This is a genomic window from Aliiglaciecola lipolytica E3, from assembly GCF_000314975.1.
Lineage (GTDB): Bacteria > Pseudomonadota > Gammaproteobacteria > Enterobacterales > Alteromonadaceae > Aliiglaciecola > Aliiglaciecola lipolytica.
This window is the reverse complement of record NZ_BAEN01000022.1, coordinates 36,194-50,961: the sequence shown is the minus strand read 5'-3', so window position 1 is coordinate 50,961 and position 14,768 is coordinate 36,194. Positions and strand designations below refer to the sequence as shown.

Below are 14,768 nucleotides of genomic sequence, written 5' to 3'. Positions count from 1 at the left end.
CATGAAGAATTTAAGTATTGGTGTTGTTGTACTTGTCATCATTGCAGTTTTTCTGTCTTTGTTTGTCGTACCTGAAGGTGAAAAAGCGATAAAGATTCAATTTGGTAAAGTTGAACGTGATTCAGCAGGCGAAACCGTTGTATTTAGCCCTGGTTTACACTTCAAAATTCCACTAATTGATAGAGTCGTTAAGTTAGATGCGAGAATTCAGACTTTAGATGATCCTGCGGGAAGATTTGTTACTTCTGAGAAAAAGGATCTGATCGTTGATTCATATGTTAAGTGGCGAATTAAAGATTTTGCGACTTACTATTTGTCTACAGGTGCCAATAAGTTGCAAGCGGAATCTCTGTTAAAACAAAAAGTTAACAATGGATTGCGTTCGGAATTTGGTACTCGTACGATTTCTCAAATTGTATCAGGCGAGCGCTCTGAATTAATGGACGAAGCAATGAAGCAAGCGTCTACCAGTTCAGATGAGCTAGGCATTGAAATTGTTGATGTAAGAGTCAAACAAATCAATTTGCCACCGGAAGTAAGTAGCTCTATATTCCAGCGTATGCGTGCGGAACGTGAAGCTGTTGCTAAGGAGCATCGTTCTGAAGGTCGTGAGCAAGCAGAAATTATTAAAGCTAATATCGATGCTAAAGTAACCGTTATGTTGGCAGATGCGGAAAGAAACTTGCGTAAGATTAAAGGTGAAGGTGAAGCACAAGCTGCACAGATTTATGCTGAAACTTACTCAAAAAGTCCTGAATTCTATGCCTTCTTGCGTAGTATGGATGCGTATCGAGCAAGCTTTGACAGCAAACAAGACGTTTTAGTTGTTGAACCAGACAGTGATTTCTTTAAATATATGAAAGATATTTCTGGTACTAAAAACTAATATGCAATGATAATGAAAGCGCCGTTAAGGCGCTTTTTTGTTTAAGGCTTAATTTTTAGTGGTGGTAGATCTCATGGCTGAGTTTCAAATTAGAGATACAACACGAAATGATTTTGTCTCGATCAAACGCTTAAATGATGATTTTGTAAAATTCACTAGCCCAATGGATCTGGCGCGAATTGAACAATTGCATAATCTCAGTGCTTACCATCGAGTTATAGAACAAGTTAATCAGCAATCATCAGAAAAAAGCATTGTCGGTTTTTTATTAGCAATGCGTCCAGCAACAGAATATCTCAGTGATAATTATCAATGGTTCGACTTACGCTATAAGAATTTTCTGTACATAGATCGCGTTGTCATTGCTGCTTCAATGCACGGAATTGGTCTGGGGCGGCGTCTCTATGACGACATTTTTGCATTTGCCAGATCGCAAAAAATTGGTCATCTTTGCTGTGAATATAATCTAATACCTGCAAATCCGGTTTCTGCTGCTTTTCATCAAAGTTATGATTTTCATCAAGTTGGTCGTTTACACTCAGACGATCAATCAAAGATAGTTTCAATGCAAATTGCAAACGCTATGTAATTAACCACCTGCGAGAAACACAGTATGACTCAATTCGCTTGGCAAGATCCTCTCAACTTGAATTCACTATTAAATGAAGAAGAGGGTATTTTACGAGATACGGCACACCAATATTGCCAACAGAAATTGATGCCACGGATTTTGCTGGCAAACCGCAACGAACATTTCGATCCTGAAGTTATGGCAGAAATGGGCGCACTAGGTTTATTGGGAGCCACGTTACCTGAAGAGTACGGTTGTTCTAATATTAATTATGTTTCTTATGGTTTAATTGCTCGTGAGGTTGAGCGTGTGGATAGCGGCTATCGCAGTGCAATGAGCGTTCAGTCTTCATTGGTTATGCATCCAATTTATGCTTACGGAAATGAAAATCAACGTCATAAGTACCTTCCTAAGCTGGCAAGTGGTGAGTGGATAGGTTGCTTCGGATTAACCGAACCAGATTCTGGTTCTGATCCTGCAAGTATGCGCAGCCATGCTAAAAAAGTAGATGATGGCTATTTGCTAAATGGTAGCAAAATGTGGATCACGAATTCCCCCATTGCCCATGTATTTGTGGTGTGGGCTAAGCTCGATGGCGTTATTCGTGGCTTTATTTTGGAAAAAGGCATGCATGGCCTAAGCGCGCCGAAAATTGAAGGGAAATTTGCATTACGTGCATCAATAACCGGTGAAATTGTAATGGAGAATGTATTCGTACCAGAAGCTAACTTGCTGCCTAATGTATCAGGCTTAAAAGGGCCTTTTGGTTGTTTAAATAAGGCACGTTATGGGATAGCGTGGGGAGCTTTGGGAGCTGCCGAGTTTTGTTGGCATGCAGCGCGTCAGTATTGTTTAGACCGTGAACAGTTCGGTAAACCTTTAGCTGCAAATCAACTGATACAAAAAAAGCTAGCCGATATGCAAACAGATATTTCGTTAGGGTTGTTGGGATGTTTACAAGCTGGACGTTTAATGGATGCAGAACAACTCGCTCCTGAAGCGATATCGTTAATAAAGCGAAACTCATGCGGAAAAGCCCTTGATATAGCAAGAGTAGCGCGAGATATGCATGGGGGTAACGGTATTGCAGACGAATATCACGTAATTCGGCATGTTATGAATTTGGAAGCTGTAAACACCTATGAAGGTACACACGACGTGCATGCATTAATTTTAGGAAGGGCGCAAACCGGTTTACAGGCCTTTACCTAGTTAATTGCCGAGCGCATTTTGTTAGGTTTTTTTTGCATGCTTCTGTGCAATTAGTAAATCGCAGAACTGTTCAAAAGGAAGCGGTTTACTGAATAAATACCCTTGTGCAATATCGCATTTATTATCCAGTAAAAAGTCAGCTTGATATTGATTTTCAACACCTTCAGCGATAACCCCTAATTTTAAACTACGTGCCATGGCTATCACAGCAAGTACAATGGCTTTATCATTTTCATTTTGTTCCAAGTCATATACAAAAGAGCGGTCTATTTTTAAATTATCTATCGGCAGCTTTTGTAAGTATGAAAGTGAACTATAGCCGGTGCCAAAATCGTCAATTGATGTGGAAATACCAATATCGCGTACTTGTTCGAGTAGCTTCTTTACCCGGTCATAACTGTCAATCAGAACCCCTTCGGTTAGCTCTAACTCGATATTTTGTGCAGGTATACCGCTGTGATCTATTACTTTGGAAACAAATTCAAATAATTGTCGGTCAGCAATTTGGCGAGGTGAAATATTCACAGAAACTTTTAGATCTGGCTGGTGTTGTAAAACAACCTTTACCATTTCAACTGCTCGACTTAACACCCATTTGCCGATAGGTATTATCAGCCCTGTTTGTTCTGCTAGCGGAATAAACTGGTCTGGACTTGTATAAGAGCCATCAGGCATGCGCCAACGAATCAAAGCTTCGGCTTTCGTAATTACGCCTGTGGCTAAATTCATTATTGGCTGCAAAAATAATTCAAATTGATTTTCGTCTATGGCTTTCCTCAATGCATTCTCTAATTCGAGACGTCGCATTGATTCTTCTTTAAGTGCTTTAGAATAAAATCGAAGTTTGCTTTTTGAGCCTTTTTTGGCGGAAAACATGGCCAAATCAGCAAACTTCATCAATTCTTCAGAATCTGATGCATCGCTTGGGAAGTGGGCAGCCCCTAAACTCAAACTTACCTGCACTTTTTGTTTTGAGTCGGTATAAAGCGGTAATTCAGCAGATTCAATCAGTCTTTGCACCAAATCACTGCATATGGTTTGATCATTTGTGCCAGATATAATCATGCCAAATTCGTTTCCACCAATCCGAGCGCACAAATCCGACTCGCTTAAACACTGCTGTATTCGATTAGCAAGTTCGACTAGAATTTGATCCCCTGCCTGGTGACCATGCAATTCATTAATTTGCTTAAATTGCTTAACATCCAAATACACCACAAAGAATGGCTTTTCTTGTTCTATTTGCTTTTCTAGTTTCTGCCAGAAAAACTGGCGATTGGGTAAACTGGTGACATTGTCATAGAGGCTTAGTTTTTCATTGCGTTGCATCAGATATTTTATCCGACTGACATCACTGAAAATGAAAATCCAATTACACACTTTTTCATTTGCATCTTTTACTGGATACAAAGCTAATTTTAACCATTTACTGGAATAAGGTGGTTTGTGCCAAAACAGTTCTCCGTGCCAGCGACTCGCGGTATCAAATACTCGTTCGTATTCAGCACATTGATGTTTAAACAACTTAATCATTATCTCAAATGGCGTTTCTTCAAACTCATTGTCTGTGGTTTCTAACAATAAGTAGGCATTTGGATTTTGATTTATAGGTGTAATACTCGCATCCGTAATTATCACCCCAAATTCTGCGTTTTCAATCACCCGTTTTATCGGTTCATGGAGTGACTGAAGTGTTTGATTTTGTCGTAATACTTGGTCCAATCGTTCGTGAATATATTCGTGCTGAGCAAGCATTTTATCATTGGAAATAAGCAGTTCGCGTGCTACTTGCAAGGTATTTTGTTGTCTTTCGTATTCAACTTCTAGGTTATTAATTATTAAATATGACTCACCTTTGGCTACAGCTGCTATCGCTTCTAAGCGCAATAACCTATCTTTAGATTGTTCTGTCCAAATGCCAGATTGAATTTGCCCATCATTACCAATTTGCCAAAAGTCTTCAGCGTCAATAAAAAAGTCTTCTAAGAAAGGTGAATTTCCTGCAAATTCAAACGTTTCGTGTCCAATGGCTTCTGGAGCTAATGCATAAAACCACTGTTCGTTACAGTGTAAAAGTTGGAATTGTCGATTAGATTCTCTTTTTAGAATCGTGCAATCTATAATCCCCAACGCTTGAATAAGTGATTGTTGCATGGCGATTACTTCAAGGTTAATTGAGCGATAAATTTAAACATTTCTTCCACCTGAGCCCCTGTTTTAGCGCTGGTTGAAAAGCTACGAACAAACTCTTTACTGTAACCATTTAGTTCGTTTTCGGTCCAATGCCATGCGACGTCTAAGTCACTTTTATTGACAACTAAAATAGCGGGGATATCACTTATTTCGCGGACCATGCGATGAATTTCCATGCCTTCAACGAGACTTTGAGAACGTGTTTGATCGGTTATAATGGCATAGGCTGAAGCGCCTCTGAGGTATTTGGGCTGAAATCCGCAGTATCGATCTATACCTTCCAGGTCCCAAATCATCAGTTGTACTTGTTCGATCGTTAAATCTATGACTTTTTTATCAATTTTGACACCAATGGTGGTGAGGTATTTTTCAGAAAAAATACCCTCTACAAATTGTTTGACCAAACTGGTTTTCCCTACGCCTGACGGGCCAAGTAGGCAAATCTTCTTTTGGATCATGGTGTCGTTAATGTCCTTTTTTATTCGTTTTTAAAATCAATAACATTGAAAATGACTTTTCGTAAGCCTGCGCCAGTTGCTTTGATTTCAATCACCCCTAAGCCAATAGCATTTAAATACTCTGGCTCAATTCCCTGTTCTATCAGATATTGACGTGCAGCGAATGCGCGTTTTTGACTCAATGCTTGATTAAATTGTTTGGAGCCAGTTGAATCACTAGCACCCATAATAATCAATCCTACATTTAACTCCAGCTTTTTAGCCAGTTCTATTGTCGCCTTTAAAGTACTTGATAAGGTTAGCAACTGATCTTTTGCTTCGTTGCTCAGTTCACTTTGGCCTTGAGCAAACTCAATCTGGGTGCTATCAATTTTTGCTGAGTTTATTTCAAAAAGTGCCATTAGTATTTCTGGGCTATCGTCGCTAATCGTATCAAGCTCTTTTGTAACGACTCCAGAAAGTAGTTCTTCAGCATAAGGTAAACCGGGAATAGCGTTAATTTCACGTGCTAAAGAAAGGCGTTGCACATTTGGTAATACACCAGATAATGTGGGAATTTCGTTTTGCCAATCTATACTGACTTCCGGAAATTGTTTTAATAGTTTATTTAATCGATTTTTAACAAGTGGTGCTTCTAAAGACAGATACTGCTTTTCGGATAAACTTATCTTTGTCGTGTCTAACTGCTGTGAAGACATCCAATCTTCAACAGAAATGGCTTCAGGATCTCGCATTATTTCTAGTTTAATGTTTTGCCACCCTGACTTTTCTATATTGCTAACAATTATGCCAGGTTGATGTGCAATGTCGCTGACCTGTTCTAAAAACTGATTATGTTGATAACTTTTTAACCCTAAAAAACTGAATCCGAGAATGAGTAAGGTAAATAAACCAATCGCCAGAATGGGTTTTCTTTGTTTTTGTGCTTCAGGACGCAGTTCCGCAACTAAACAGTCACTCAATTGTTGGGCAGCTGGTTCAAACACAACAGTATCACCATTAAAATTGGCAATTTCTTTTGCGTATAATTTATGGATATATTCGTTGGTAATTTGGAACTTGGTCGAAATGTTTTGCGGGATATTACCAGTAACAGCGGCAACTAAAAGTAATTGAGGCCCTCTTTTGATGACTAAGGAAAAATCTTCCGTTTTGATAACTTCTAAATTTTGTTCTGAGGTATTTTTTTGCGAACCGAACGAGTCTGAAACAAAGTCATTAATTGCTGTTAACATAGCAGAAATCAGATCGCCATCTGTCGAGTCGCTGACGGATTGTGAAACTGAATTGAGTAGTATTCCTGTTTCTCTATGAATTAGTAAGACTTGCTCAACTTTGAATACAAACGTTTGGCTCGCTACATATTGGGAAAAGCTTACGCCCGATTGCCACGCTTTAATTCGCCAAGTTATGCCTTTAAAAGTAAGGCTATTCTCAATAACTTCGTTGGTTTTCTCTACGAATTCACTTAAAAAAGCAGTCACCGACTTGCGTACTAAACGGCCCACTAACGGATAAAGGTAACCGACAAACTGTTCACTTTGATTTTTGACGGATTTTTCAACAGATTGCTGAACCACAGGGGTCAAAACAGTGGTGAATTCTTGGTTTAATTTTTGTCTATCATGAATTGCTTCTATTACGACATCACCGACAATTTCTCTCGCATTGTCTTTTAATACTTGCTTAACATGTTGCCTGTTTTTACCCAATATTATGTCGCGAAGCTCACGCATGGCCGCTTCGTCATCGGGTACATTTTTGGCGTCTGGGTTGTTTGCCATAAAAGTGGCTTTAATCTTCGTCGGTTTCTAAATTAATCGCCATGGTTGCGAGTAGTTTCGCCAATGTTTTCCGATCGGTTTTGGTTGAACTAAGCTCTTTCGTTACTTGATCTAATCTCTCTAACGCTTCTGCAAATCGAGCATCGTATTTTTCGGTTAGTAAGGCGACTTCTTTGTCTACTCTTGAATGAAGTTCATCAGTTTCTTGGCGGCCGTTGGTATCTGACATTTCTAATTCGGAAGAAAGTTTGTCTGCATAGGCGTGTAATTCAGCTGTTTTATCTTCGTATTGCTTGTCAACTGAGTTGACTTTGTTTTGCATGTCTTCGAAACCATTTTGCATGACGGTGTTTAATTCTTTAACGTGCTCAGCCAGTTTCTGATCCGACTGTTGAAAGCGTTCAAGCATTTTATTCTCTAAAACTGAAAGTCTATTTTCAATATCCGCTTGGGCTGCACCAAAAACAATTTGGCGCAATGTCGCCAATTCAGAGCTAGTTTCATCACTTTTATTAACAGCTTCTTCGACTATGTCTTTGTTGTCAGATTTTTTACTCGCCATTTTCACTTCCTTCTGTATAAACACCGATGATCAATCATAGCCTAAAAAAAACACTATATGCACGGGATATTATTGATATTAATCGCTTTTTCTTAAATGTGGGGTTGAACTCGTGTTTCTATTGCGGATAATTTGCTAATTCTTGTCCAATTAGTGTGTTTATTAGGCTAATCTCATACACTCAAAAAAGCAAAAAGCCCTCAAACATTTTTAATTTTTCGCAAAAAGGATAAATCGTGAATTCAACTGCAAGCGGCTTTGTACATCGTTTTAGCATTATCAAAATTACTTTGATTAGCTTAGTTATTTTTTCAACATTAGTTATTTTATTGGCATTTTTTAGTTTACGCAGTGCATGGCTATTAGTAGAGCAAAGCGATGCTGATAAACGAATGTTAGTGTTATTAGATAGTTTGGAAAAGGTTGCTCATCATCATGCGGTCGAACGCGGTCTGAGCGCTGGCTTTTTAGGGTCTGGCAGTTCTGATATTTACAAGTCGTTGACCCAACAACGTATTAATGCGGATCAAGCCGTATCAACATTGAATAAGCTAATTAATCAGCCATGGCCAGAAACGGTTAAAATTCAGCAATTTTCACAAATACTGACGGAACATTTAAAGCAAAAACATGCGGTAAGAGCCAAAATTGATACACAATCAGCACCTGAGGCTTTTGCTTATTATAGTTTGTTAAATCAGTATGCATTGAATACCGCAGAAAACTTATACGTTTATGTCAACAACAAAAAAGTGCTTCAAGGTCTAAAAGGGGCATTGGCGCTGGCTTGGTTGAAGGAGTATTCCGGTCAAGCTCGAGGGAAAATAAATGGCGTTATTGCACGTAAAAACATCAGCGAAGTAGCTAAGTCTGAAATATCAGAATATGTAGATGGATTCGAAACCACTTCAAAATACCTTCCACTTTTTCTAGAACAAGACCAGAAAGACAAGGTGAATAGCATTTTCACTTCAAGTTCTTATAGAAATATGCTGCAAATTCGCGATGCAGTGACAAGCGCATCAGGTCCATTACTCGCATTTGCATACACTCCTCAACAATGGTTTTCCCTCGCGACTGAACAAATTGGTGAAATTAAAAAGGTATTAGATCAGCAGTGGGTACTACAACACCAAGAGTCTGAACAGAATCGCAGTAATGCCGTATTGTTGCTGATAATTGAAGCCGCTTTATTAAGCCTTTTATTAGTGTTACTCGCTCTTCTCAACATACATTTAATGCGCTCCTTAAAAAGTCGCTTAAATCAATTAACTATTCACTTAAAAACTATCGCAGAGAATGGAGATTTAACAGTAGATGTTAGATTGGCTGGCCGTGACGAATTGAGTGTAATTTCCCATGCAATCCAACATACCTTCAATGCTTTTAAAAATCTTGTGGTTGGTTTAGTTACAACTATAGATTCAGGCAAAAAGCTGGGAATGGAATTGAGTGAATCGACTAAGAAAGTGGTTAAGAATGCAGATCAGAATCATTTATTAGCGAGTAATATTGCGACATCACTGGAAGAAATGGCTCAAACCAGTGAGGAAATCGCACGGTCCGCAACCAGTACATTCAATTCTAGTGATAAATTGAAGGAAAAAACAAATCAAAGTATTAAAGTGAATTTGGCCAATAGCGATGCTTTGAAAATGATGTCTGAAAACATGTCAGTGGTGAAACAAAAAGCCAACAATATGGAAGAGCAGGTGACTTCAATTAGCAGCATTTTAGATACTATCAATTCATTAGCGGAACAAACAAATTTGTTAGCGCTCAACGCTGCTATCGAAGCGGCTAGGGCGGGTGAAGCAGGAAGAGGTTTTGCAGTTGTCGCTGATGAAGTACGAACGTTAGCAAAAGGAAGTAAGGCGAGCTCGGATTCAATATCTAATTTATTGCAGGATTTACAAGATGCTAGCAATGATGTTGTCGCGTCTGTGGAAAATAATGTGTCTACTGCACAGGAATCGTTACACAGAGCAGCTGATGTTGAAGCGCTTTCTACCGAATTAGTCGGTCAGGTGAAAGAGTTAGAACAGCTTTCTACAACTGTTGCTGCTGCATCTGAACAGCAAGCAATCACTATCAAACAAATTGCCCAAGATACCCATAATGTGCTTGAGACCTCTACTTCTGGGCTTTCTATTGCAAAAAATCTTGAGTTGATTTTTGCCAATCTGGCAACCAATGATAAGGCACTGCAAAGTATGATTGATAACTTTGTCGTCACTCGTTCAGGACCTTAAAAATATACATCAACCCTAATTATCACCAAGAACTGCACTTTATCGTGTTAATTCGCTATCATATGCAAAAAAATAATAAGGACTTGCAACGGACGAAGTTGATAACAAGATCCGACACGACAGAGGAATAGTTTTGATCTCAAATCAAACAGACAAACAGTCGCCTAATGAACAAAATTCAGGGTGGTTTTCACGTTTTCTTGTAACTGTTGAGTGGCTAGGTAATTTACTACCACATCCAATTACATTATTTGCACTTCTTGCTCTTTTCATAGTTATTCTGAGCGGCATTTTAGGATATTTTGATATTGCTGTTGCTGATCCACGTCCTCTAGGGGCCAAAGGACGCGATGCTGACGGCATGATAGAGGTTATATCGTTATTTAATGCGGAAGGCTTACAACGAATTGTCACCGGATTGGTAACCAACTTTACTGGTTTTGCACCCCTAGGTACCGTATTGGTTGCATTGTTAGGTGTATCGGTTGCAGAACATTCAGGGTTACTTTCAACTGCCATGCGGGCGATGGTTATGAATGCCTCCAGACGTATGGTAACAGTAACAGTGGTTCTGGCTGGAATTTTGTCTAACACTGCTTCTGAATTGGGTTACGTCGTTTTAATTCCCTTAGCCGCAATGATTTTCCACTCCCTTGGTCGACATCCTTTGGCTGGCTTGGCTGCCGCGTTTGCTGGTGTATCAGGCGGATATAGCGCGAATTTACTGTTGGGTACAGTAGATCCTTTGTTGTCAGGTATTACAGAATCTGCTGCTCACATGATTTCTCCAGAATATGTCGTTGGCCCTGAGGTTAACTGGTATTTCATGATTGTTAGTACATTTGTTGTGGCTGCAATGGGGGCGCTTGTAACAGAGAAAATCGTCGAACCCAGGCTGGGGACCTATGATCCAAGTGAAGCATCTGTAGAGCTTGAAAAGCAAGAGATGACAGCGCCAACCGACAAAGAAAAGTTCGCATTGAAAATGGCGGGTGTGTCTTTTGTTGCTGTATGTATTTTGTTAGCTCTAACCATTGTGCCCGAAAATGGAATTTTACGTCATCCTGAAACAGGCGCTGTAGCAGGTTCTCCGTTTTTGAAAGGTATCGTCGCCTTTATTTTTGTCACTTTTGCTGTCCCGGGTTTTGTATACGGAAGAATCACCGGCACAATGAAAAACGATAAAGATATAATTAACGCAATGTCTAAAAGTATGGGCTCCATGGGGCTGTATATTACATTAGTATTTTTTGCTGCTCAGTTTGTGGCATTTTTTAAATGGACAAATTTAGGGACTGTTCTAGCGGTCAAGGGCGCGTCTTTATTAACTGCGCTAGGGTTAGATGGACCAGAAGTATTTATATTATTCATCCTCATGTGCGGAGTAGTAAACTTATCTCTAGGCAGCGCATCTGCACAGTGGGCTGTTACTGCACCGATTTTCGTACCTATGTTGATGTTGATAGGTTATTCTCCAGAGGTTATTCAAGCGGCTTATCGTATTGGTGATTCGGTGACCAATGTCATATCGCCAATGATGAGTTATTTTGGATTGATTCTAGCGATAGCAGCACGTTATAAAAAAGATTTGGGGATGGGGACGCTGATTGCGACTATGTTACCTTACTCAATTACTTTCTTTATTGGCTGGACGTTATTATTTTATATTTGGGTGTTTTTATTGGGACTGCCTGTAGGACCAGAATCACCTACATTTTATAATGCAGGTTCTTAATAGAACTTAAAATAATGTACAGCATACCTGTTATTATTGATCTTACGGCTAATCCAATAATTGGGTTAGCCCGTAGAACTTAAAAACTTGAGACCAAACGATTCATGAAATATACAGGTAGCCCAAACTTTAAACATAATCAGGAAGATAAAATAGGCGTACTTATCACTAATTTAGGGACGCCAGATGCACCCACTAAAAAGGCACTTAGAAGCTATCTTAAAGAATTTTTATCTGACCCGCGTGTAGTCGAGGTTCCACGGGTTTTGTGGTGGTTGATTCTTAATTTGGTCATCTTAAACTTCCGACCGAAACGCTCCGCAAAAGCCTATTCAACAGTGTGGCAGGAAGAAGGGTCGCCTTTGATGCTCTACACTGCTAAACAAGCTGAAGCATTAAAACAAAAAATGCGGGCCAGTCACGGTGACAAGGTGGTTGTTGATTTTGCAATGCGATATGGGCAGCCAAGTATATCCAAAACGTTAGATACAATGTTGCAACAAGGTGCTCGTAAAATTGTTGTATTGCCTTTATATCCGCAATATTGCGCATCCACTTCTGCTTCTACTTTTGATGCTGTAGCAGCAGAGTTCCAACAACGACGTTGGATCCCTGATCTTCGTTTTATTTCGCAATATTGCGATCATCCAAAGTATATCCAAGCTGTGGCAGATAAAATTCGCCTACATTGGCAAAATCACCCACAAGCTGACAAACTCATATTCTCGTATCACGGAATTCCTGCAAGATACTTAACCAACGGTGATCCGTACTTTTGTCAATGCCACAAAACATCACGTTTAATAGCCGAAAATTTGGGCTTAAATCAAAACCAGTACTTAGTGTGTTTCCAATCTCGATTTGGACGCGAGGAATGGTTGAAGCCCTATACTGATCATACACTACAGAGTCTTCCTGCCAGTGGAGTTGAGTCAGTGCAAGTAGTGTGTCCGGGATTTTCGGCGGATTGTCTGGAAACGATAGAAGAAATTGGCATTGAAAATCGTGATTACTTTTTAGAAGCCGGAGGAAAACGCTATGAGTATATTCCTGCGCTGAACGATGACCCAGCACATATTGATATGATGGCGGCTATCATCGAAACAAACCTTCATGGTTGGAAAGAGGACGCGGATAGTGCAAATCGAGACATGCTAGCCAAGTCTTTAGGAGCAAATGAATGAGTACTGAAGCTACAGTTGAAGCACCTAAATCATTGTTAGTGGCACAAAAATTAGCTAATTTGTCTGATACAGCGGTGCGTATTCCCTTCACTGAGGTTAAATTTGGTTTAGACTTTTTAATTGGACTTATTCCAGGAATCGGTGACGGGATAATGTTAATTGTTGGCGCAATAATCATTGTTATGGGTAAAAGTATGGGTTTGCCAACGCCGCTTATCATAAAAATGCTTAGAAATAGCCTGATTGATTTTTTGTTAGGTTTAATCCCACTAATAGGTGATGTCGCAGATATTTTTTACAAATCTAATCAAGCAAATGTGCGTATTATGGAACGCTGGTGGGTAAGCCAAAATAAAGCGGCTATTGACGCCCAAACCCAAGAAAAATTGACTAAATGGCAGGAGTCAGAAAAATGAAAATCTATGATACTCATACCGCACCGACACCAAGACGTGTACGAATTTTTCTAGCTGAAAAAGGCATAGATATGGAATATGTGCAGGTCGATTTGCAAAAAGGCGAAAATATCAGTCCAGACATGCGTTTAAAAAATCCAATTGGTAAAGTCCCTATTTTGGAACTTGACGATGGAACGTGTATTAGTGAATCTGTCGCTATCTGTCGTTATTTTGAAGCCCTTCATCCTGAACCGCCACTTATGGGAACTACAGCCCTTGAACAAGCACAAATTGAAATGTGGCAACGCCAAGTTGAATTTGCTTTGTTTATGCAAGTTGGCATGTGTTTTCAGCATACGACTGGTTATTTTAAAGATCGTATGACTCCGGTACCTGAGTATGGTGAAGTCGCAGGTATCAATGCGAGTAAATATCTTAACGTGTTGGAAAAACGCCTAAAAGACAATGAATTTATTGCTAACAATAGCTTTTCTATTGCTGACATCACAGCGCTTTGCGCCATCGATTTTGCCAGAGTGGTTAAAATTAAAATCAAAGATGATCAAGTGAATTTGCAACGTTGGTATAATGCTGTGAGTGCTCGTCCAAGCGCTAGTGCATAGTTGATAGCATGAATGACTCTTCAGTCAGGGATGCGTTCAATATCTAACCAAAGCGATTTATTTTGAATGGGAGTTGATTCTGGCATCAACGGATTATCAATTCTAAACACCGTTCGATTACGCAGAGTTAGTCCCTTCAGAGCTTTGGCGTGACCTGAATAAGAATAGAAATGTTGGTCAAACGAGCCATCTTTAATGGCGGCATTTAAACCATATTCAATTCGTTGCGCTAGAGCGGTGTTCTTTTTGGAAACGAAAAAGTAAATTGCACTGGGATAAACTAGCATATGATGAGGGTTAATCATCAAGGTATCATCAGCATTACGCTCCATTTCCTCAACAACTTCTAATAAAGAGCGTGGAAAATAATCGACATTATTGTTGGCGAGTAATTTGTACATAGAGCTATGAGAGTTAAATTTTTCTACTTTTAATCCAGCATTTTCTAAAATGGCAACATCGGGCCAATCATGACTTTGAATTGCAGATAGTACGGAAAGTTGTACCAAAGAACTTATTTGCTTGAATTCAGGTTCTCTGTCTTTTTTAATGACAAAAACACGGTGGCCAATGAGGCCTTTTAACAAAGGAATGCGAATGGCCAGTGCTTCTTGTTCGCGCTGGGTAGATGTAACAGTCCACATTAAGTCAATCAGGCCAGAGTCGATACTCTTAAACAGTCTATGCTGTTGCATAGTGACAGGTACTCCTTGCGTTTCAAAGTCACCGTATTGGCTTTTGGATTTTTCTAAGGCAAGTTTTAATAAGCTGATGAAATAGACACCGTGTTTGTCTACAGAGTCTGTATTATCAATGTACTTAATTGGTGCAGCGCAAATATACACAGGGCTAAAAAATAACCATAGTAGTGTGACATATTTGGCCATCTGGTATGTGCCTCTGTGAACCA

General features: G+C 39.5%; 13 protein-coding genes. 8 read left to right on the top strand and 5 right to left on the bottom strand.

Features of this window, described 5'->3' with window-relative positions; genetic code table 11:
* The first annotated feature begins 1 nt into the window (after position 1).
* The 3 genes from hflC (at position 2) to GLIP_RS04765 (ending at position 2,669) form a co-directional block, all read left to right on the top strand.
* A complete protein-coding gene (gene hflC / locus GLIP_RS04775) occupies positions 2-886 on the top strand; it encodes a protease modulator HflC (protein WP_008843453.1) in 885 nt (294 codons plus the stop codon).
* Positions 887-959: 73 nt separating this feature from the next.
* Positions 960-1,475 carry a GNAT family N-acetyltransferase gene (locus tag GLIP_RS04770; RefSeq protein WP_008843452.1) on the top strand — a complete coding sequence of 172 codons (516 nt, stop codon included), beginning with the start codon at positions 960-962 and terminating at the stop codon, positions 1,473-1,475.
* 24 nt (positions 1,476-1,499) lie between these two features.
* On the top strand, positions 1,500-2,669 hold the full coding sequence (locus tag GLIP_RS04765) for an acyl-CoA dehydrogenase (protein WP_008843451.1): 1,170 nt from the start codon (positions 1,500-1,502) through the stop codon (positions 2,667-2,669).
* Positions 2,670-2,690: 21 nt separating this feature from the next.
* Here GLIP_RS04765 and GLIP_RS04760 read toward each other — a convergent pair whose 3' ends face one another.
* The 4 genes from GLIP_RS04760 to GLIP_RS04745 are packed head-to-tail and all read right to left on the bottom strand — an operon-like array spanning position 2,691 to position 7,666.
* Positions 2,691-4,823: a putative bifunctional diguanylate cyclase/phosphodiesterase gene (locus tag GLIP_RS04760; protein WP_008843450.1), complete on the bottom strand. Its 2,133-nt coding sequence runs from the start codon at positions 4,821-4,823 to the stop codon at positions 2,691-2,693.
* Between the two features lie 5 nt (positions 4,824-4,828).
* Positions 4,829-5,320, bottom strand: coding sequence for a Rab family GTPase (locus GLIP_RS04755; RefSeq protein WP_008843449.1), 492 nt, complete (start codon positions 5,318-5,320; stop codon positions 4,829-4,831).
* Between the two features lie 20 nt (positions 5,321-5,340).
* Positions 5,341-7,104: an OmpA family protein gene (locus tag GLIP_RS04750; protein WP_008843448.1), complete on the bottom strand. Its 1,764-nt coding sequence runs from the start codon at positions 7,102-7,104 to the stop codon at positions 5,341-5,343.
* A gap of 10 nt (positions 7,105-7,114) precedes the next feature.
* Complete coding sequence (locus GLIP_RS04745; protein ID WP_008843447.1) at positions 7,115-7,666, bottom strand: hypothetical protein; 552 nt, start codon at positions 7,664-7,666, stop codon at positions 7,115-7,117.
* A 236-nt stretch (positions 7,667-7,902) separates the two neighbouring features.
* On the opposite strand from GLIP_RS04745, the gene GLIP_RS04740 reads away from it, so the two are divergent.
* The 5 genes from GLIP_RS04740 (at position 7,903) to GLIP_RS04720 (ending at position 13,858) form a co-directional block, all read left to right on the top strand.
* Entirely contained in the window at positions 7,903-9,918 is a 2,016-nt protein-coding gene (locus tag GLIP_RS04740; RefSeq protein ID WP_008843446.1) for a methyl-accepting chemotaxis protein, read from the top strand.
* A 133-nt stretch (positions 9,919-10,051) separates the two neighbouring features.
* Complete coding sequence (locus GLIP_RS04735) at positions 10,052-11,653, top strand: AbgT family transporter (RefSeq protein ID WP_008843445.1); 1,602 nt, start codon at positions 10,052-10,054, stop codon at positions 11,651-11,653.
* A gap of 104 nt (positions 11,654-11,757) precedes the next feature.
* Complete coding sequence (gene hemH, locus GLIP_RS04730; protein ID WP_008843444.1) at positions 11,758-12,837, top strand: ferrochelatase; 1,080 nt, start codon at positions 11,758-11,760, stop codon at positions 12,835-12,837.
* The gene (locus GLIP_RS04725; protein WP_008843443.1) at positions 12,834-13,253 is read left to right on the top strand and encodes a DUF4112 domain-containing protein; all 420 of its coding nucleotides are present in this window, start codon (positions 12,834-12,836) and stop codon (positions 13,251-13,253) included. The genes hemH and GLIP_RS04725 overlap by 4 nt, the downstream gene beginning before the upstream one ends.
* The gene (locus GLIP_RS04720) at positions 13,250-13,858 is read left to right on the top strand and encodes a glutathione S-transferase family protein (protein ID WP_008843442.1); all 609 of its coding nucleotides are present in this window, start codon (positions 13,250-13,252) and stop codon (positions 13,856-13,858) included. Before GLIP_RS04725 ends, GLIP_RS04720 begins: the two co-directional genes overlap by 4 nt.
* Before the next feature lie 20 nt (positions 13,859-13,878).
* Here GLIP_RS04720 and GLIP_RS04715 read toward each other — a convergent pair whose 3' ends face one another.
* Positions 13,879-14,745, bottom strand: a complete 867-nt coding sequence (locus tag GLIP_RS04715) for a substrate-binding periplasmic protein (RefSeq protein ID WP_008843441.1) — start codon at positions 14,743-14,745, stop codon at positions 13,879-13,881.
* Positions 14,746-14,768: the final 23 nt, after the last annotated feature.

Bases quoted from the DNA above. Each gene is read 5' to 3' on its own strand.
- hflC (WP_008843453.1), top strand. From the start codon at position 2: ATGAAGAATTTAAGTATTGGTGTTGTTGTACTTGTCATCATTGCAGTT.
- GLIP_RS04770 (WP_008843452.1), top strand. From the start codon at position 960: ATGGCTGAGTTTCAAATTAGAGATACAACACGAAATGATTTTGTCTCG.
- GLIP_RS04765 (WP_008843451.1), top strand. From the start codon at position 1,500: ATGACTCAATTCGCTTGGCAAGATCCTCTCAACTTGAATTCACTATTA.
- GLIP_RS04760 (WP_008843450.1), bottom strand. From the start codon at position 4,823: ATGCAACAATCACTTATTCAAGCGTTGGGGATTATAGATTGCACGATT.
- GLIP_RS04755 (WP_008843449.1), bottom strand. From the start codon at position 5,320: ATGATCCAAAAGAAGATTTGCCTACTTGGCCCGTCAGGCGTAGGGAAA.
- GLIP_RS04750 (WP_008843448.1), bottom strand. From the start codon at position 7,104: ATGGCAAACAACCCAGACGCCAAAAATGTACCCGATGACGAAGCGGCC.
- GLIP_RS04745 (WP_008843447.1), bottom strand. From the start codon at position 7,666: ATGGCGAGTAAAAAATCTGACAACAAAGACATAGTCGAAGAAGCTGTT.
- hemH (WP_008843444.1), top strand. From the start codon at position 11,758: ATGAAATATACAGGTAGCCCAAACTTTAAACATAATCAGGAAGATAAA.
- GLIP_RS04725 (WP_008843443.1), top strand. From the start codon at position 12,834: ATGAGTACTGAAGCTACAGTTGAAGCACCTAAATCATTGTTAGTGGCA.
- GLIP_RS04720 (WP_008843442.1), top strand. From the start codon at position 13,250: ATGAAAATCTATGATACTCATACCGCACCGACACCAAGACGTGTACGA.
- GLIP_RS04715 (WP_008843441.1), bottom strand. From the start codon at position 14,745: ATGGCCAAATATGTCACACTACTATGGTTATTTTTTAGCCCTGTGTAT.